The 19,007-nt window shown below is 67.3% G+C and carries 19 protein-coding genes; 15 read left to right on the top strand and 4 right to left on the bottom strand.

The window, feature by feature from the left end:
- Positions 1-5 precede the first annotated feature (5 nt).
- On the bottom strand, positions 6-143 hold the full coding sequence (locus AB0H61_RS02200) for a hypothetical protein (protein WP_357298129.1): 138 nt from the start codon (positions 141-143) through the stop codon (positions 6-8).
- Between the two features lie 91 nt (positions 144-234).
- Here AB0H61_RS02200 and AB0H61_RS02195 point away from each other — a divergent pair, with 91 nt between their 5' ends.
- The 3 genes from AB0H61_RS02195 to AB0H61_RS02185 are packed head-to-tail and all read left to right on the top strand — an operon-like array spanning position 235 to position 2,652.
- Complete coding sequence (locus AB0H61_RS02195; protein WP_357298126.1) at positions 235-1,650, top strand: peptidoglycan DD-metalloendopeptidase family protein; 1,416 nt, start codon at positions 235-237, stop codon at positions 1,648-1,650.
- Positions 1,647-2,147, top strand: coding sequence for a hypothetical protein (locus tag AB0H61_RS02190; RefSeq protein ID WP_357298124.1), 501 nt, complete (start codon positions 1,647-1,649; stop codon positions 2,145-2,147). Before AB0H61_RS02195 ends, AB0H61_RS02190 begins: the two co-directional genes overlap by 4 nt.
- Positions 2,148-2,157: 10 nt before the next feature.
- The gene (locus AB0H61_RS02185) at positions 2,158-2,652 is read left to right on the top strand and encodes a hypothetical protein (RefSeq protein ID WP_357298121.1); all 495 of its coding nucleotides are present in this window, start codon (positions 2,158-2,160) and stop codon (positions 2,650-2,652) included.
- A gap of 48 nt (positions 2,653-2,700) precedes the next feature.
- Here AB0H61_RS02185 and AB0H61_RS02180 read toward each other — a convergent pair whose 3' ends face one another.
- The gene (locus tag AB0H61_RS02180; RefSeq protein ID WP_357298118.1) at positions 2,701-4,647 is read right to left on the bottom strand and encodes a gamma-glutamyltransferase family protein; all 1,947 of its coding nucleotides are present in this window, start codon (positions 4,645-4,647) and stop codon (positions 2,701-2,703) included.
- A gap of 212 nt (positions 4,648-4,859) precedes the next feature.
- Here AB0H61_RS02180 and AB0H61_RS02175 point away from each other — a divergent pair, with 212 nt between their 5' ends.
- From AB0H61_RS02175 to tpiA, 9 genes are all read left to right on the top strand, one after another.
- Positions 4,860-5,540, top strand: a complete 681-nt coding sequence (locus AB0H61_RS02175; protein WP_357298115.1) for an HAD-IA family hydrolase — start codon at positions 4,860-4,862, stop codon at positions 5,538-5,540.
- A gap of 137 nt (positions 5,541-5,677) precedes the next feature.
- Positions 5,678-6,097, top strand: a complete 420-nt coding sequence (locus AB0H61_RS02170; protein WP_357298112.1) for a hypothetical protein — start codon at positions 5,678-5,680, stop codon at positions 6,095-6,097.
- A 104-nt stretch (positions 6,098-6,201) separates the two neighbouring features.
- On the top strand, positions 6,202-8,265 hold the full coding sequence (uvrC, locus tag AB0H61_RS02165) for an excinuclease ABC subunit UvrC (protein ID WP_357298110.1): 2,064 nt from the start codon (positions 6,202-6,204) through the stop codon (positions 8,263-8,265).
- Between the two features lie 179 nt (positions 8,266-8,444).
- The gene (gene rapZ / locus AB0H61_RS02160; RefSeq protein WP_357298108.1) at positions 8,445-9,380 is read left to right on the top strand and encodes an RNase adapter RapZ; all 936 of its coding nucleotides are present in this window, start codon (positions 8,445-8,447) and stop codon (positions 9,378-9,380) included.
- Positions 9,377-10,423: a uridine diphosphate-N-acetylglucosamine-binding protein YvcK gene (gene yvcK / locus AB0H61_RS02155; RefSeq protein ID WP_357298107.1), complete on the top strand. Its 1,047-nt coding sequence runs from the start codon at positions 9,377-9,379 to the stop codon at positions 10,421-10,423. Before rapZ ends, yvcK begins: the two co-directional genes overlap by 4 nt.
- Positions 10,420-11,397 carry a DNA-binding protein WhiA gene (gene whiA / locus AB0H61_RS02150; RefSeq protein ID WP_357298104.1) on the top strand — a complete coding sequence of 326 codons (978 nt, stop codon included), beginning with the start codon at positions 10,420-10,422 and terminating at the stop codon, positions 11,395-11,397. Before yvcK ends, whiA begins: the two co-directional genes overlap by 4 nt.
- A 354-nt stretch (positions 11,398-11,751) precedes the next feature.
- Positions 11,752-12,771: a type I glyceraldehyde-3-phosphate dehydrogenase gene (gap, locus tag AB0H61_RS02145; protein WP_357298102.1), complete on the top strand. Its 1,020-nt coding sequence runs from the start codon at positions 11,752-11,754 to the stop codon at positions 12,769-12,771.
- 3 nt (positions 12,772-12,774) lie between these two features.
- Positions 12,775-13,989, top strand: coding sequence for a phosphoglycerate kinase (locus AB0H61_RS02140; protein ID WP_357298099.1), 1,215 nt, complete (start codon positions 12,775-12,777; stop codon positions 13,987-13,989).
- Between the two features lie 3 nt (positions 13,990-13,992).
- Positions 13,993-14,778: a triose-phosphate isomerase gene (gene tpiA, locus AB0H61_RS02135; protein WP_357298096.1), complete on the top strand. Its 786-nt coding sequence runs from the start codon at positions 13,993-13,995 to the stop codon at positions 14,776-14,778.
- Between the two features lie 126 nt (positions 14,779-14,904).
- Here the strand turns inward: tpiA and AB0H61_RS02130 are convergent, their stop codons facing one another.
- A complete protein-coding gene (locus AB0H61_RS02130) occupies positions 14,905-15,702 on the bottom strand; it encodes an META domain-containing protein (RefSeq protein ID WP_357298093.1) in 798 nt (265 codons plus the stop codon).
- Positions 15,703-15,712: 10 nt separating this feature from the next.
- Positions 15,713-15,895, bottom strand: a complete 183-nt coding sequence (locus AB0H61_RS02125) for a hypothetical protein (RefSeq protein ID WP_357298090.1) — start codon at positions 15,893-15,895, stop codon at positions 15,713-15,715.
- A gap of 212 nt (positions 15,896-16,107) precedes the next feature.
- On the opposite strand from AB0H61_RS02125, the gene AB0H61_RS02120 reads away from it, so the two are divergent.
- From AB0H61_RS02120 to AB0H61_RS02110, 3 genes are all read left to right on the top strand, one after another.
- Positions 16,108-17,718, top strand: coding sequence for an MFS transporter (locus AB0H61_RS02120; protein ID WP_357298087.1), 1,611 nt, complete (start codon positions 16,108-16,110; stop codon positions 17,716-17,718).
- 34 nt (positions 17,719-17,752) lie between these two features.
- Positions 17,753-17,986 (top strand): preprotein translocase subunit SecG, encoded by a 234-nt coding sequence (gene secG / locus AB0H61_RS02115; protein ID WP_357298085.1) that lies wholly within the window; start codon positions 17,753-17,755, stop codon positions 17,984-17,986.
- Between the two features lie 103 nt (positions 17,987-18,089).
- Positions 18,090-19,004 (top strand): LysR substrate-binding domain-containing protein, encoded by a 915-nt coding sequence (locus tag AB0H61_RS02110; protein WP_357298082.1) that lies wholly within the window; start codon positions 18,090-18,092, stop codon positions 19,002-19,004.
- The last annotated feature ends 3 nt before the right edge of the window (positions 19,005-19,007 follow it).

Here is a 19,007-nt window from a genome sequence, read left to right as displayed (position 1 = left end):
TCCGGTCAACCCTGCACGTCACGGCCGATCCAGTGCCCGACCGGCGTCACCACCTCCGCCGCCCCGTCGGCCACCACCTGCGTCACCGGCTCCACGACCACGGGTTCCTCGACGACCACCACCGTGCCGTCCCCGACGACCACGACAACCGCCCCGGTGGATCGTCCGGTGGTGATGACGGCCGATCCGCAGGTCCCCCCGATACCCCGTTACCAGCCTGCCCCGGAACGTACAGTGCCACAACAGCTTTCTTCCTCACCGCCGTGTGCGCTGACCACCGGGCCGATGGCCAAGGGCACCTACAAGCTCTCGTCCACCTTCGGACAGCGCGGCGGCGAATTCCACCGTGGCATCGATCTGGCCGCCCCCCGGGGCACGGCGATCTACGCGGCACTCGACGGGAAGGTCGTCGCGGCGGGCGAGGCGTCCGGCTTCGGAAACTGGATCGTCATCGACTCGAATACGGCCAATGGTCTGGTCTCGACCGTGTATGGGCATATGTACAACGACGGCGTATTCGTCAAGACCGGCGATATCGTCAAGGCGGGCCAACACATCGCCGCCGTTGGCAGCAATGGCCAATCCTCCGGACCACACCTGCATTTCGAACTGTGGCAGGGGGGACGGCTGCAGAACGGGAAGTTCGTCGACCCGGCCCCGATGCTGGAACAGGCCGCCCCGACCGCGAGCCAGGATGCGCTCAAGATGGCGCATGCGATCGCCGACTGCGCAGTCAAGCCGGGTGCGGGCCTCGCTGCCGGTAAAGTGCCTGCCGAATTCGTGCCGTGGTTGCTCAAGGGCGCGGCCGACTGCCCGAACAGCGGGATCACCGCACCGCTGCTGGCCGGACAGGTCAAGGCGGAGAGCAACTTCCGCTACGGAGCCGCCCTCGTCACCTCGTCGGCCGGTGCGCTCGGACCCGCGCAGTTCCTGCCCGGCACCTGGGAGACCTGGAAGGTCGACGCCGACAACAACGGGGTCGCCGATGTGCACAGCATTGCCGACGCGGTGGTCGCCCAGGCCCATTTCATGTGCAAGAACTGGCAGGACACATCGGCCGGGATCAAGAGCGGTGCGTTGATCGGTGACGCGGTCGACCTGGCACTGGCCGCCTACAATGCCGGATTCGGTGCGGTGCAGGCCGCGGGCGGCATGCCGTCCGGCGGCGACTACACCACCCAGACCAGGCCCTATGTCCGCAAGATTCGCGACTATGAGCGGGAATTCGCGTCCACTGACTTCGAGGCGCTGAAATCCGCCGGCCAGCAGGTGGATCGGGAGTCCAAGGTTGTACAGGCCGCCAGGGAGTACCTCGGCACCGCCTACTTCTGGGGCGGCGGCAATATCAAGGGCCCGACCCATGGTGGATTCGACGCACCGGGCCTGGCGACATATGTGACCTACACCTCGACGGGCGGTTCCCTGACGCTACCCCGCACCGTCCAGCAGCAGTGGACCAAGGGGACCGAGGTCACCGCGGATCGAGCCAAGCCGGGTGATCTCGTGTTCTCCGAATGGAATCCGAATGGCATACCGCGACACGTGGGCATCGTGATCAGCTCCGGGGTGATGATTCACGCATCGACCGGCGACGGCAAGATCGTCGAGGCCCCTATCCCCGCGGACGCGAAGATACGGAGCATCTCATGATCACCCGGCGCATCCTGCTCGCGCTGCTGCTCATCGCGCTCGGCGTGCTGGTCGGCGGCTGCGGGAACAGCATCCGCGGTATCGCGATACCGGCGCCGCTCGGCGTGGCCGAGACCGCGGATCCCCTCGCGGTGCTGCGCGACGGATTCGTCACGATGTTCGGCTGGCGCCCCGGAACCGACCGATCACCCGACGATGCCTATCTCCGTGCGCGCCCGTACCTCACCGAACAACTCGCCGCGGGCGACCCCGACAGCGGCGGGTCGAAGGCGCAATGGAAGTCGTGGGCCGAGGCCAAGGCCAAGGTCTCGGTCACGGTGCAGATCGCCACCGACGAACATCCGCCGGATCAGTCCACGCGCATCGATCGAGTGGTATTGATCAAGCAGACCATTACCGATGCGGCCGCCAAACCGCTCGACAGCGTCGAACTGACGGTCTGGGCGACTGTCGTGCAGACCGAACAAGGCTGGCGCATCCAGGCGCTGCGCTTCTGAGGAGGTTGTCGTGTCCATCTTGCGTTTCGTCCCCCTGCTGTTCGCTACCGTCCTCGCGGCCGTATGCCTCGCCTGCTCCTCGACGCCGCCCGGCCACGACGTCGAATCGGGAGATGCGGAAGCGATCGAGACCATCAGGACCGGCCTGCAAACCATGTACACCTGGCGCCCCGGAGTCGACAAGGACCGCCAGGACGCCTACCGGCGGGCCAGGCCGTGGCTGACCGACGAGCTCGCGTCGGCTCCGGCCAATACCACCGCGCGCGGACCCGGACTGCAATGGGATGAGTGGGCGCGCCAGGGGTACACGGTCGACGCCACCGTATTGGTCATGGGAACCGAACACGGCGCGGATACGAAGGAACGGATAGACCGGCTCGTCTTGATCACGCAGAACGTGAAGGCGCCGGACGGGGCGGTCAAGGAAACCATCGACCTCACAGCACGGGTGTACGTCGACAAGACCCCCGTCGGGTGGCGTATTGATTCGATCGAATTCAGCTGAGCGGCAATGGAACCGGCGGCGGCCGAGTCGCCGGTTCCATTGCGCGGATCAGCGGGGATCGCCGAGAACTACACCTTCGCGACGTGGATCGGCGCCACCGATCCACCCCGTGCCGTCCCGGTGCAAGGCACTCAGACCGCTGGTCTGGGGTGCGACCGAGACCTGGTGGCCCAGTTCGCGCAACCGTCGCACCAGTGGATCGCGATCACCGTTGTCGGTGGCGTCGATCGCGGGATGTTCACCGCCGACGCCGGTGGAGGGCCCATTGCCCGCGCCGAAGGCCACCGCCGATACCGCCTGCTGCGGGTCCAGTCCCCAATCCAGCATGCCGATCAGGGTTTTCACCACGTACTGGATGATCACCGAACCGCCGGGGGAGCCGGTGACGTAGCTGAGATCGCCACGCGAACCGTCGGCGGCGCGATCGAAGACCAGGGTGGGACTCATCGAGCTGCGCGGGCGCTTATTCGGCTGCAGCCGGTTCGCGACCGGTATCCCATCCGGGCCGAGCGGATCGGCGGAGAAGTCGGTGAGCTGGTTGTTCAGCACGAAACCGTCGACCAGATGGAAGGAACCGAAGGCGGATTCGACGGTGGTGGTCATGGCGGCGGCGTTACCGTACTTGTCGACCACGGAGATGTGGCTGGTGCCGTGTTCGGGCGGCTGCGGGCCGACCCCGAGCGGGACCGGACCGAGATCACCCGGCTGGGCGGTGCCCATGCTGCGGCCGAGATCTATCAGCCCCGATCGCTGCTTCAGATAGTCCTTGTTGACCAGCGACTGCGGCGAATTACCCGGCAGTGGAATGAAATCCGGGTCGGCGACGTACTTGTTCCGGTCGGCGTAGGCGAGCCGTTCCGCCTCGGAGACCAGGTGTACCGCCTCGGCGCGCGGCTTACCGCCGTTGCGGTCGACGTTCTCCGGTCCCAGCGCGGCCATATCGAAGTTCTCCAGAATGCCGAGCGTGGCGGCGACGGTGCTGCCGCCCGAGGAGGGGGCGGGCATCCCGCAGATCTCCGTGCCGCGATATCCGGTACACAGCGCGGTCCGCTTCTTCGGCTGGTATCCGGCGAGATCGGCGGTGGTGATCAGGCCGGGGGTGCGTCCGCCCGTGCTGGATCCGACGGCCGCGACGATGTCCTCGGCGATGGCGCCGGTATAGAAGGCCTGCGCACCCTCGGCGGCGACGGCACTCAATGTCTTCGACATCGCCGGATTGGTCAGCACGGTATCCGCGACCTTGGGGGTGCCGTCGGGATTCAGGAAGTAGGCCTTCGATGCCTCGTCACCGGCCAGATCCTTGGCCGATTCGGCGATCTGGCCCGCCAGCCGGGCGCTGATCGGGAAGCCGCGATCGGCCAGCCCGATGGCCGGATCGAAGAGTTCGCGCCAGGTGACCTTGCCGTGCTCCTGGTGCGCGAGCTCGAGCATGCGCAGCACTCCGGGTACGCCGATCGAGCGGCCGCTGGCGCGCGTATTCGGCTTGGGCTCGGTCCGATCCACATCGCTGACCCAGCGCAGATAGTTCTCGGTCGCTGCCGCCGGGGCGGTTTCGCGCCCGTCGTAGGCCTCGACGCTCTTGCTCGCCGCGTCGTAATAGAGCAGGAATGCCCCGCCACCGATCCCGGAGGCCTGCGGCTCGACCAGACCGAGCACCGTCTGCGCGGCGATCAGCGCATCCGCCGCGGTGCCGCCGTCGCGCAGGACCTCGCAGGCGGCCTTGGTGGAGACCGGGTTGGCCGTCGAGACCGCGTAGGTCTGGGTGCGCACCGCCGTCATCCCGGACCGGTATCCGGAGGCGATCTCCGGATTGGTGCTGATGTTCTTCGACGTGGTCGCGCCGCCGGTGGCAGGCGCCGCCGTTACCGGTGTCCCGTTCGGTGTGGCGACGCACTCGGCCGTCGTGCTGTCGTCGGACGAACAACCACTCAGCAGGCCGATGGCGAGCAGTGTGGTGGCCGCCGCCCCGGTCCAGGCGTGTCGCGCTCGAATCATTCCCGGACTGTAACCCCGATCCCCGGTCACGACATGGCTTTCGGCGCCGATCCGCGCCCCTGACCTCAGGCTTCCCCAATACCGGGAAGGGTTGGTTACCCACACCCCGTGTGGTTGCGAATTGTGTTGCGCTCCGGGATGTTCCGGGTACGGTCGGCGGTGACCTCCGTTCGAGAAGGTTCCGCCGCGATCGTGGTCGGTAGGCTGGCGGCGTGGCGATCGAGGCGGTGCTGTTCGACTTCTCCGGCACGCTGTTCCGACTGGAACCCGATGACTCGTGGGAGGATTTGGTCTGCGTCGACGGTCGCACGTTCGACAGGGTGCGCCAGGCCGAGATCCTGGCCCGGATGACCACACCGGTGGGGGGCAGCGCGGAGTTCGACGCCGTGAGCCGCCGCACCTGGGAGCGACGGGATCTCGATCCGGCGCTGCACCGCGCCGCCTACGCCGAAGTGCTGCGGCAATCCGGATTGCCGACCGCGCATATCGAACGGCTCTACGGTCGGCTGATCGACCCGCTGGCGTGGACCCCGTACTCCGATACCGGTGCGGTCTTGAAAACCCTTTCCGCGCAAAATATCCCGGTCGCGGTGGTGAGCAATATCGCCTTCGACATCCGGCCCGCCTTCGCCGCCAACGGCTGGGATCGGCTCACCGAGTACACATTGTCCTTCGAGATCGGCGCGATGAAGCCGGATGCGCGAATCTTCCAGCATGCCCTGGATCGGCTCGGAGTGGCCGCCGAATCCGCGCTCATGGTCGGCGACAGTGCCGAGGCCGATGGTGGCGCGACGGCACTGGGTTGCCGATTCGCACTGGTAGATCCGTTGCCGACGGCGGATCGGCCGTCGGGATTGCTGACGGCGTTGCGCGACTACGGACTGTCCGAATAATGCAGGGCGCGCACATTTTTGGCTAATTCGTGAGCCGGATCACAGTCTCGAGGACTACGGTATGCAAATAAGGCAAGTGATTTAACGTTCTGGCACCCGCGTCCGGGCCGTGGACGCGGCTCGAGTGGGAGTGTGCCGTGGTTACCTACAGCGATTCGGTCATCGTCGATCCGGCGGTGCCGCAGCGGATGCCCGAGCCGGTGCGAGAGGCTCGCGAAGCGGCACTCGGCCTTGCCGGATTCGGCATCGTCTACCCCGTGATCCTCGGCCTCACCGTCGGTGGTTCCGCGGCCGCCGCGGGTGCGGTGCAGTTCGCTCCCGGCTGGCTGCTCGGACTCGCCGTGCTCGGTTTCGGCACCGGCGCCGTAGTGGTGCGCCGGGCCGCGATCGTTCTGGCCGCACTGCAGATCATCGTCGGTACACGGATCGCGGGCATCACCGATCTCGGCGTGGTCCCGGTGCTCACGGTGTTCTACGCGTGGGGCACCTCGGCGGCGGTGATTCATCTGCTGCGCCAGCCGCACGCGCGCGCGTGGTTCGCCGGGCGCGGCCGGTAGGCGTCGTCGGAGGGGCCGTGCCGCCCGCGCCCGACATCCATGGTCCGGCTCGATCGGCTGGTGGCCGCGCGGGGTGTGTCGTACCGCGTCGATAGGCTGGACTCGTGGCAGATCCAGCGACGTACCGGCCCGCGCCGGGCACGATTCCCGTCGAACCCGGTGTGTACAAGTTCCGGGATGCGCACGGGCGGGTCATCTATGTCGGCAAGGCGAAGAGTCTGCGCAGCAGGCTGAATTCGTACTTCGCCGATGTCGTGTCGCTGCACCCGCGCACCAAGCAGATGGTCACCACCGCGGCGAGCGTCGAGTGGACAGTCGTCTCCACCGAGGTGGAGGCGCTCCAGCTGGAATACAACTGGATCAAGGAGTTCGATCCGCGCTTCAATGTGCGGTATCGGGACGACAAGTCCTACCCGGTGCTCGCGGTGACATTGAACGAGGAGTATCCGCGGCTGTTCGTCTACCGAGGCGCGCGTAAAAAGGGCGTGCGGTATTTCGGGCCGTACGCGCACGCGTGGGCCATCCGGGAGACCCTGGATCTGCTGCTGCGAGTGTTCCCGGCGCGGACCTGCTCCAACGGAGTCTTCAAGCGGCACAACCAGATCGGACGCCCCTGTCTGCTCGGATATATCGATAAATGCTCCGCGCCGTGCATCGAGCGGGTGAGCGCCGCGGAGCACCGCCGCATCGTGGAGGACTTCTGCGACTTCCTGGCCGGGCGCACGGACAAGATGGTGCGCGATCTGGAACGCCGCATGCACGACGCCGCCGAGGAATTGGACTTCGAGACCGCCGCTCGTCTGCGCGATGACGTACAGGCGCTGCGCCGGGCGCTGGAGAAGCAGGCCGTGGTGCTCGGCACCGGCACCGACGCGGACGTGATCGCCTTCGCCACCGACGAACTGGAGGCGGCGGTGCAGATCTTCCACGTCCGCGACGGCCGCGTGCGCGGTCAGCGGGGCTGGGTGGTGGACAAGGCGGGCGACGCGATCGACGCCCCGGGGACGGGTGGGGAGATGGCCGCCCTGGTCGAGCAGTTCCTCACCCAGTTCTACGGCGAGCAGGCCTCCTACGCCGATCAGAGCCCGGACGAGCAGCCGGGCGCGGTGGTGCCGCGCGAGGTCCTGGTGCCGGAGTTGCCCGCCGATGCCGAGCAGATCCAGGAGTGGCTGGGCAGGCTGCGCGGCTCGGCGGTGACATTGCGGGTGCCGCAGCGCGGAGATAAGAAGGCCCTCGCGGAGACCGTGCAGCGCAATGCGCAGGAGGCGCTGGCTCAGCACAAGCTCAAGCGGGCCGGTGACCTGACCTCCCGATCGGCTGCGCTGCAGGACATCCAGGACGCGCTGGAACTGGACAGTGCGCCGCTGCGGATCGAATGCGTGGACATCAGCCATGTCCAGGGCACCGATGTGGTCGCCTCGCTGGTGGTGTTCGAGGACGGACTGTCGCGCAAGTCGGAATACCGTCACTACGCCATCAAGGAGGCGGCGGGGGAGGGCCGCTCCGATGACGTGGGCAGTATCGCGGAGGTGACCCGACGCCGCTTCGCCCGGCTGCGGCGGGAACGCGACGAGGTGGAGCGCGCCGAACTCGACACCGTCGAAACCGCCGAGAGCGCGGCGCGGACGGTCGACAGCAACGGTGGTCCGGTCGTCGCGGCGGTCGAGGAGACCGAAGAGCTCGACTTCCGGCCTGGCATCGACCCACGCACGGGCCGTCCGCGCAAATTCGCCTACCCGCCGAACCTGTACGTCGTCGACGGCGGCGCACCCCAGGTCGCGGCCGCCGCCGAGGTCCTGGATGAGCTCGGTATCACCGACGTCGCGGTGATCGGCCTGGCCAAGCGCCTGGAAGAGGTGTGGGTGCCGGGCGAACCCGATCCGGTCATCATGCCGCGCAACAGCGAGGCGCTGTTCCTGCTGCAGCGGGTCCGCGATGAGGCGCACCGCTTCGCCATCACCTTCCATCGCAGCAAACGCTCACGCAGGATGACCGCGTCCGCATTGGATTCGGTGCGCGGACTCGGTGCGGCGCGCCGGACCGCGCTGGTGACGCATTTCGGGTCGGTGGCCAAACTGAAGGAGGCGACGGTGGAGCAGATCACCGAGGTGCCCGGCATCGGCGTGGCAACCGCGAAGGCCGTGCTGGCCGCGTTGCGGCAGGAGTGAGGAGGTCGAAACGTTCGGCCATGCTCCATCCCGCATATATTCTCGGTATCGTTGCGATTCACATGTTCGGGAGCCATCCCTGTGCAGCACGGATGGCAGTCGCGCATGTGTGTCAGCGCCCGATACCGGAACCGGTGCGGGATGATCGAGAGGCACCCTAGACACAGATCCGGTAGGACATGACACGCGTCGAATCGAACAATAAGGGGACGGCAGCCGACGGCCAGACCCGGCAGCAGGTCGAGGTCGTCATCGTGACCGGTCTGTCCGGTGCGGGCCGCGGTACCGCCGCGCGGGTACTGGAGGATCTCGGCTGGTACGTCACCGATAATCTGCCGCCCGAGTTGATCGGCCGCATGGTCGAACTCGGCGCCTCCGCCGACCCGCCCATCCAACGGTTGGCGCTGGTCATGGACGTACGAAGCAGATTCTTCACCGGCGACCTCTCGGTCGTCACCGAACAGCTGCGCGCCAGTGGGGTACGCACCCGGGTGCTGTTCCTCGAGGCCTCCGACGACGTGCTGATCCGGCGATTCGGCTTCGCCCGCCGCCGCCATCCACTACAGGGCGAGAGTGCGGACGGTACGTTGTCCGCGGGCATCGCCGCGGAACGGATTCGGCTATCATCCGTAAAAACAGCCGCTGACCTGGTCATCGACACCACGGAGCTGTCGATTCACCAGCTGCATCGCAAACTGGAGGAGGCCTACGGGGGCGGTGCGCCCGCCGCATTGCAGCTGACGGTGCAATCCTTCGGCTTCAAGTACGGGGTTCCGTTGGACGCCGACATGGTGTTGGATGTGCGTTTTCTACCCAATCCACATTGGATTCCGGAACTCCGGGAACATTCGGGACAGGAGAGCGTGGTCAGCGAGTATGTGCTTTCGCGCCCCGGCGCGGCCGACTACCTGAGTACCTGCCACCACCTGGTCGACCTGACGACGAATGGTTACCGCCAAGAGGGGAAGCGATACATGACGGTGGCAGTGGGCTGCACCGGAGGCAAGCACCGCAGCGTGGCGATCGCCGAGGCGCTCGGCGAATTGATGAGCGAGGAATCCGACGGTTCCGCCGACGTGGTACGGGTTGTTCATCGGGATCTGGGGCGCGAATGACCGGGTGGGAATCGAATCCCGCCATTGTCGCTCTGGGTGGCGGGCACGGTTTGTATGCGACGCTGACCGCGGTGCGACGATTGACCAGAAAGATCTGTGCCGTGGTCACCGTCGCCGATGACGGCGGCTCCTCGGGGCGGCTACGCGCCGAGCTCGGCGTACTCCCGCCGGGGGATCTGCGGATGGCGCTGGCCGCGCTGGCCGAGGATCAGGACGGGGTGTGGACCAAAACCGTCCAGCACCGGTTCGGCGGTACCGGCGCGTTGGCCGGCCATTCGGTCGGCAATCTCATCGTCGCCGGACTCACCGAGGTACTGGGTGATCCGGTGGCTGCCCTCGATGAGGTCGCCAGGATGTTGCGAATCACCGGTCGAGTCCTCCCGATGTCACCCATCGCACTCGACATCGAGGCGGATGTTTCTGGGCTGGAAGCGGATCCACGCGTCAGTCGCTGCATTCGCGGACAGGTAGCTGTCGCGACGACGCCGGGTAAGGTGCGTCGCGTCCGGCTGATCCCCTCGGATCCGCCCGCGAGCCAGGAGGCGACCTCGGCCATCGAACACGCCGATGTGGTTGTGCTCGGCCCCGGTTCGTGGTTCACCAGCGTGATTCCGCACGTCCTGGTGCCCGAATTGCGCGACGCGCTGGTGTACACCAGGGCGCGGAAAGTCCTGGTGCTCAACCTCGCCGCCGAGCCCGGTGAAACGGCGGGTTTCTCCGCGGAGCGTCATCTCCATGTATTGTCCCAGCACGCACCGGAATTCGTGGTCGACGAGGTTTTGGTCGATTCCGGCTCGGTGCCGGAAGGCCGGGAGCGTGAACATGTGGCCAGGGCTGCCGAACAGTTGCGGGCACGAGTAACCTTCTCCGATGTCGCCGAAGCGGGAACGGACCGGCATCATCCCGGAAAGCTTGCCGCCGCACTGGATCAGCTGATCCGGCAACCTCGGCCGCAAATGGCAGGGCTTCGAGTCGAGGGACGGCACATGGGCGCGGATGTGCGGTCCGGGTTGGGTGGAAAGGAGCGCGTCTCGTGGCGATGACAGCCGAAGTGAAAGACGAGCTGAGCAGGCTCACGGTGTCGCAGGTGAGTTCCCGCAAGGCGGAGCTCTCCGCCCTCTTGAGGTTCGCGGGCGGCCTGCACATCGTCGGTGGGCGGGTGATCGTCGAGGCCGAGGTGGATATGGGTTCCATCGCGCGCCGGCTACGCCGAGAGATCTTCGAGCTGTACGGCTACGGTTCCGATGTTCACGTACTCGGTGCGGGCGGTTTGCGGAAGACCTCGCGGTATGTGGTGCGGGTATCCAAGGAGGGTGAGGCGCTGGCGCGCCAGACCGGTCTGCTCGATGTGCGCGGCCGTCCGGTGCGTGGCCTGCCCGCCCAGGTGGTCGGCGGCAGCATCGCCGACGCCGAAGCCGCTTGGCGCGGTGCGTTTCTCGCGCACGGTTCGCTCACCGAGCCGGGTCGTTCCTCGGCACTCGAGGTGAGCTGCCCCGGTCCGGAGGCGGCGTTGGCCCTGGTCGGCGCGGCGCGGCGGCTGGGCATCACGGCCAAGGCACGCGAGGTGCGCGGCACCGATCGCGTGGTCGTCCGCGACGGTGAGGCGATCGGTGCGCTGCTGACCAGGATGGGCGCCCAGGACACCCGGCTCACCTGGGAGGAACGCCGGATGCGGCGCGAGGTCCGTGCGACGGCGAACCGGTTGGCAAACTTCGACGACGCGAACCTGCGCCGCTCGGCCCGGGCCGCGGTCGCCGCGGCCGCCCGGGTGGAGCGCGCGCTGGAGATCCTCGGCGACGATGTGCCGGATCATCTCGCGGCCGCTGGCAAGCTGCGCGTTCTGCATCGCCAGGCGTCGCTGGAGGAACTCGGCCAGCTGGCCGATCCGCCGATGACGAAAGATGCCGTCGCGGGCCGCATCAGGAGGTTGCTGTCGATGGCCGACCGGCGCGCCAAGGATCTCGGCATCCCGGATACCGAATCCGCCGTCACCGCCGAACTTCTCGACGAGGCGTAGTTGCGCCGAAGTTCCGTCGAATTTCTGCCCACCTCCGGCCGGTGGTGACGCACCCCGAGTGCGTCGCCACCGGCCGGAGATGTGTCGGGTGGGTAGCTCGACGCTGTGCGCCACGCCCGGGCTCGGCCGGATTATTCATGACTCGAATTGCGTTCAGGGGTATTGCGGGATGCTCGGTGCGCGGCCCGTCATGATCGTGCCCGGCCGGACCGGCCCACGGCGCGGTAGCCGACGGGGAGATCGGCAGGTAGCGCGTGTTCATGAATCCCAGGTGCGTGTCGGAGACAGGGCGGGCGGGCATTAGGGTGAATGGGGCATCGGAATGAATCCGCTTGAAAGCTGAGGAGCGATAACGTGACTGTCCGGGTAGGCATCAACGGCTTCGGTCGTATCGGACGTAACTTCTTCCGGGCGGTGGAGGCGCAGAAGGCGCTCGGCACCACCGACATCGAGATCGTCGCAGTCAATGACCTCACCGACAACGCGACTCTCGCCACACTGCTGAAGTACGACTCGATCCTCGGCCGCCTGCCGCAGGACGTGTCGCTGGACGGCGAGGACACCATCGTGGTCGGCGACCAGCGGATCAAGGCGCTGGCCATCAAGGAGGGCCCGGCGGCCCTGCCGTGGGGTGACCTGGGCGTCGACGTGGTCGTCGAGTCGACCGGCATCTTCACCGACGCCACCAAGGCGAAGGGCCACATCGCGGCCGGCGCCAAGAAGGTCATCATCTCCGCGCCCGCCAAGGGTGAGGACCTCACCGTGGTCATGGGTGTCAACGACAGCCAGTACGACGGCAGCCAGAACATCATCTCGAACGCCTCGTGCACCACCAACTGCCTCGGCCCGCTGGCCAAGGTCCTGAACGACGAGTTCGGCATCGAGCGTGGTCTGATGACCACCATCCACGCCTACACCCAGGACCAGAACCTGCAGGACGGCCCGCACAGCGACCTGCGTCGCGCCCGCGCGGCCGCGCTGAACATCGTGCCGACCGGCACCGGCGCCGCGAAGGCCATCGGCCTGGTGCTCCCGGAGCTGAACGGCAAGCTGGACGGCTACGCGCTGCGCGTGCCGGTCCCGACGGGTTCGGTCACCGACCTGACCGCGACCCTGCGCAAGTCGGCCACCGTCGACGAGATCAACGCTGCCTACAAGGCCGCCGCGGAGGGCCCGCTGAAGGGCATCCTGAAGTACAACGTGGACCCGATCGTGTCCAGCGATATCGTCACCGACCCGCACTCGTCGATCTACGACGCGCCGCTGACCAAGGTCATCGACGACCAGGTGAAGGTTGTCTCCTGGTACGACAACGAGTGGGGCTACTCCAACCGTCTCGCCGATCTCATCGGCCTCGTCGGCAAGTCGCTCTGACACATGGCAGTCAAGACGCTCCAGGATCTCCTGGCCGAGGGTGTCGAAGGCCGGGGCGTGCTCGTGCGCTCCGACCTGAACGTCCCTCTCGATGACAATGGTCAGATCACCGACCCGGGCCGCATCATCGCGTCGGTGCCCACCATCGAGACGCTGGTCGAGGCCGGCGCCAAAGTGGTTGTCACCGCGCATCTGGGCCGCCCGAAGGGTGAGCCGGACCCGAAGTTCTCGCTGGCTCCGGTCGCGGTGAAGTTGGCGGAGCTGCTGGGCCGCAATGTCCAGCTGGCCGGAGATGTCGTCGGTTACGACGCGCTGTCCCGGTCCGAGGGCCTCACCGACGGTGATGTCCTGCTGCTGGAGAATGTGCGCTTCGATGCGCGCGAAACCAGCAAGGACGACTCCGAGCGGGCCAAGCTGGCCGCCGCCCTGGTCGAGTTGGTCGGCGACGACGGCGCATTCGTCTCCGACGGCTTCGGTGTGGTGCACCGCAAGCAGGCCTCGGTGTACGACGTCGCCCAGTTGCTGCCGCACTATGCGGGCACACTGGTCGCGGCCGAGGTCGAGGTGCTGGCCAAGCTGACCGAGAACCCTGAGCGCCCGTACGCGGTCGTGCTCGGTGGCTCCAAGGTCTCCGACAAGCTGGCCGTCATCGAGGCGCTCGCCCCCAAGGTCGACACCCTGGTGATCGGCGGCGGCATGTGCTTCACCTTCCTGGCCGCCCAAGGCCTCTCGGTGGGCACCTCGCTGCTGCAGCAGGAGATGGTCGACACCTGCAAGGGTCTGTTGGAGCGCTACGCGGACGTCATCCACCTGCCGCGCGACATCGTGGTGGCGGATAAGTTCGCCGCGGACGCGGAGTCGAAGGTGGTGGACGCCAACGAGATTCCGGACGGCTGGATGGGGCTGGACATCGGCCCCGACTCGGTGGACCGGTTCGCCGCGCTGCTGACCGAGGCGAAGACGGTGTTCTGGAACGGCCCGATGGGCGTCTTCGAATTCGAGCGTTTCGCCGCGGGCACCCGCGGGGTCGCCGAGGCGATCGTGACCGCGACCGGTAAGGGCGCGTTCACCGTGGTCGGCGGCGGCGATTCGGCCGCGGCCGTGCGCACCCTCGGCCTGCCCGAGGACGGCTTCTCGCACATCTCCACCGGCGGCGGCGCATCCCTGGAATACCTCGAGGGCAAGGAACTGCCCGGTATTTCGGTGCTGGAGGACTGAACCATGGCACGTAAACCGCTCATCGCGGGCAACTGGAAGATGAACCTCAATCATCTCGAGGCCATCGCCCTGGTGCAGAAGATCGCCTTCGCGCTGCCGGAGAAGTACTTCGCCAAGGTCGACGTGACGGTCATCCCGCCGTTCACCGACATCCGCAGCGTGCAGACCCTCGTCGAGGGCGACAAGCTGCTGCTCACCTACGGTGCGCAGGATGTTTCGTCGCATGACGAGGGCGCTTACACCGGCGAGATCAGCGGCGGCATGCTCGCCAAGCTGGGTTGCAGCTTCGTCGTGGTCGGCCACTCGGAGCGGCGGCAGTACCACAACGAGGACGACGCCACCGTGTTGGCCAAGGCCAAGCAGGCGCTGAAGTACGGGATCACCCCGATCGTCTGCATCGGCGAGGGCCTGAACGTTCGCGAGGCGGGCACGCACGTCGAGTACAACCTCGAACAGCTGCGCGGTTCGCTGAAAGGCTTGACGGCGGAGGAGATCTCGAAGATCGTCATCGCCTACGAGCCGGTGTGGGCCATCGGCACCGGCAAGGTCGCCACCCCCGCCGACGCCCAGGAAGTCTGCGCCGCGATCCGCAAGGAGTTGGCGGAGCTGTCCTCGGCGGAGGTCGCCGCGGGTGTCCGGGTGCTCTACGGCGGTTCGGTGAACGCCAAGAACGTCGGCGAGTTGGTCGGGCAGACCGATATCGACGGCGCTCTCGTCGGCGGCGCCTCGCTCAAGGGTGACGAGTTCGCCACCCTGTCCGCGATCGCCGCGGGCGGCCCGCTGCCCTGATCCTCGGGGCGGAAGCTCGAATCGGCCCGGTACCACGCCGCACGGCGAGGTGCCGGGCCGATTCGTTTCTCGCGCGCGATCCGGCCACCGATATCACCGGCCGAGGGGAGTTCGTCGGCTCGGACCTCATTCGGCTCGTAACGTCAGACCGTAGCCGTTGTCGTTGCGCAGGGTCAGGAGGTTCGCGTCGACGGTGGCGGTCGCCTTACCGTCCAACGCTTGCAGCACTGTCTGCTCGACCTCCATCACCTCCGGCGGGCAGATCATCTTGGTAGTGCCGATCTGGAAGGTGACCGGCGAGCCCGAAGGATCGACGGTGGCGGTCCCGGTCATCCGGTTGCAGCCCGCGCTGCCGGAGACGGCGCCGTCCTCTGCGATGCGGAGGTTGGGTTTCACCTCCTCGATGGTCTGCGAATGGATCTGCGCGTCCGGTGTGATGAGACCGGTGACCACCCAGGTGGTGTTCTTCAGCGGCTTATCGGGCTGGGCGACCTTCTTATCCGACAGGGTGATGGTCTGGTCGTTGTTCTTCAGCGTCAGCGTGCTGCCGTCGAGCTGCCAGCCGGGAGCGGAGGTCAGCAGGCGGTGCGCCCACTCATCGGCGTCCGCGGTCTCCCCGGAACAGCCGATCAGCGTGCTGGCCAGCTGTTCGACCCGCAGCGTGTGCTCATCGAGGGTCATCGTCCCCGACATGGTGTTGCAGCCCGCGTAGGCGGTGATCCGGTCGGTGGTGAAGGTGAGGGTGAGCGGTCCGCCGCCGGGAATCGGCGCGCCCTCGACACCGGTGGAGATATAGGTGTGCCCGACCGGCGTCGGTGCGGGTGTGGCGGAGTCGGTGCCGGAACCGGAGTCGCTGGAGCATGCGGCGGCCGCGCCCAGCGCGAGCAATAGGATCGAAGCCAATCGCACGAAGTGAGCCGACATATGCGCGATGCTACCGACGCCGTCGCGACCGGGGTGGCGGCTCACAGACGGGCAGGCCGAAGGCCGAGGCCAGGGTCTGACCGATGGCATTGGCGAAGGCGGCCGGCGCGCCCGGGTCCAGCAGCTGACTCGGGACGTCACGGTTGCCGAGGGTGAGTTCGTCGAGCACCGCCCGCATTTCGAGTGCGCGCATCGGATCGCCCCGGGTAGTCGAACAGGCCCTTGATGTTCACGAATGGGAACGCGGCGAATTGCACTGCGACGCACTGGCCTTCGTGCACCACTCGGTTCGTATGCTGCGCACCTACGCCGTCCGGCGGGCAACCGACGGCCGGTCCCGGCAATCACGCGGGCGACGGCGCGGTTCAGCGACGCGCCCGCCGGGCCGGGCGACGCGCCCGGGATATGCTCTCGCGAGTGAGCACCGCCGACGCGACGACCCCGCTATCGACATGGGCGCCGCTGCGGTCCCCGATCTATCGGGCGCTGTGGATCGCGCAACTGGTCTCCAATCTCGGGACTTGGATGCAGACGGTCGGTGCGCAGTGGATCCTGGTCGACGAGCCGAACGCGGCGACGCTGGTGTCCTTCGTGCAGACCGCGATCACGCTGCCGGTGATGCTGCTGTCGATACCCTCCGGGGTACTCGCCGACCTGGTGGATCGACGCAGACTGCTGTTGGGCGCGCAGTCGGCGATGGCCGCACTCGCCGCGGTGCTCGCGATCGCCACCGCCACTGGGCACACCACGCCCGCGGTTCTGCTCACACTGCTGTTCCTGCTCGGCTGCGGGCAGGCGCTGACTGCGCCCGCGTGGCAGGCGATCCAACCCGAACTCGTTGCGCGTGACCAGATCACGGCGGTCGCCGCACTGGGCAGCATGAATATCAATATCGGCCGGGCGGTCGGGCCCGCGCTGGCCGGGGTGCTGATTTCGCTCTCCGGACCGGAGCTGGTCTTCGCGTTGAACGCGCTCTCCTTCGGCGGGATCGTCGCGGTCCTGACGTTCTGGCGGCGGCCCGCGACCGATCGCAAGCTGCCCAGCGAGCGCCCGCTGGCCGCACTACAGGCGGGGACCCGCTTCATCCGGGCCGCCCCCGCGATCCGGCGGGTGCTGTTGCGTTCCATCCTGTTCATCGCGCCCGCCAGCGCGCTGTGGGCGCTGCTGCCGGTGATCGCGCGTGACAAGCTCGGACTCTCGTCCTCAGGCTACGGCTTGATGCTGGGTGCGCTCGGCCTCGGCGCCGTGCTCGGCGCGGTGGGGTTGTCGCGGATTCGGGCGCTGTTGACGCCCACCCAGCGGCTCACCGCCGCCGCGGTGCTCTTCGGCCTCGCCACGGCCGGTACCGCGATGCTGCGTTCGATGCCGCTGGTACTGGTGCTGCTGGTGGGCGCGGGTCTGGCCTGGCTGCTGGCAATGTCGACGATGAATTCGACCATGCAGTTGCTGCTGCCCGCCTGGGTGCGGGCGCGCGGACTGTCGGTCTACTTGCTGGTCTTCATGGGCGGCCAGGCCATCGGCTCGCTCGTGTGGGGCCTGGTCGCGGGCGCGCTCGGTTCGGTGCCCGCCCTGCTGATCGCCGCCGCTTTTCTCGCGGGCAGTGCGCTGAGCAGCGTATGGCTGCCGATCCGGCACAATGCGGAGGAATTGGACCTGACGCCCTCGGCGTTCTGGCCGGAGCCGCAGCTGGTGGTGGAGCCGGATCCGGAGGACGGGCCGGTCATGGTGCTGCGGACCTACGACGTGCCCCCGGAGAGTGTGCCCGAGTTCATGGCGGCGATGGTGTTCGTCGGGCGATCGCGGCAGCGGACCGGCGCGATGGAATGGCGGTTGTACCGGGATGTGGGAGTCCTGGACCGCTATGTGGAAGCCTTCGTGGTGCGGTCCTGGGCCGAGCATATGCACCAGCATCAGGTGCGGCTGACCGCCCAAGATCAACTACGAGAACAGGACGTATCGCGGTTCACCGTCGGTGACGACCGGGTCACCCATCTGGTCGCCGTCGAGCCCCATTAGGTGCTGGGCAAACGCACCCCATAGACTGGTCGCCATGCGGATGTTCCTGGATATCCTCCTGATCATCACCAGCCTGCTGCTGGTGCTGCTGGTGCTGCTGCACCGCGCCAAGGGTGGAGGTCTGTCCAGCCTTTTCGGTGGCGGTGTGCAGTCGAGCCTGTCGGGTTCCACTGTCGTCGAGAAGAACCTCGACCGCGTCACCATCTTCACCGGCATGGTCTGGGTCATCGCCATCCTCGGCATCGGCCTGGAGATCAAGTTCTCCTGATTCGAGCAACCGGTCGGCCATCGAACCGGTCTCGGTAGTTACCGTGTGATTCATTCCCGGTTACTCGACACCGTTACGGTGACGGGCACGGGAAGGAATCGGTATGGAACTCCGGCATCTTGTTTCGTTCCTCGCACTCGCCGAGGAGCTGCATTTCGGGCGCGCCGCGCAGCGGCTGCATCTCACCCAGCCGAGCCTGAGCGCGCAGTTGCAGAAGCTGGAGCGTTCGCTCGGCGTTCAGCTGGTATCCCGCAACTCCCATGAGGTGCGTTTGACCCCGGCCGGGCGGGAGTTCGAGGGACAGGCGCGGCTGATCGTGGCGCAGCTGGATCGGGCAGCCGAGGTCGCCAAGGCCGCGGCGGCGGGGCGATCCGGATCCCTCGCCATCGGATACAACCTGCCCGCCAGCAAGCACGTGCTTCCGGATGCGCTGGCCAGGATGGCCGCCGACCATCCGGATGTGATCGTCTCGCTGTGGGAGAAGCGCACCGGACCGCAACTCGCGGCGCTGCGCGAGGGCGCCCTCGATATCGGACTGGTCTACGGGCACCCGAATACCGCGGAATTCCGCTATCGCCGCCTGCTGCACCGCATTCCACTGGTCGCGGTGGTCGGGCGGACGCATCACTGGGCGGGGCGGTCCGGGGTGCGGTTCGCGGAGCTGGCCGAGCAGCGCTGCGTGCTGTTCGCCCGTGAACAGTGCCCGGCGATGTACGACTCGATCTTCCGTGCCGCGGCCGACAATCGGATCAGCCTCGATGTGGCCCAGACCGCCGACGACCCCGGGGCGACCGCGCATGTGGTGTCGGTGCGCCCGTTCGTGGGATTCGCGTCGCTGCCGCGGGCGCAATCGATGCAGATGGGCGGACCGGACAGTGCCGCCGTCGCGGTGAAATTGCTCGATCCGGTGCCGACGCTGGACCTGTTCGCGGTGTGGCGCGCCGAGGAGACCAATCCCGCGGTCGCACTGTTCCTGGATGCCATTGCCGCACTGCGCGATGAGGTGGTCGCGGTCTGAGGC

It is taken from the genome of Nocardia sp. NPDC050710, assembly GCF_040654375.1.
In the GTDB taxonomy this organism is placed as follows: Bacteria; Actinomycetota; Actinomycetes; order Mycobacteriales; family Mycobacteriaceae; genus Nocardia.
Note: the sequence above shows the minus strand (reverse complement) of the source record. Positions and strands in the feature narration are given on the sequence as shown.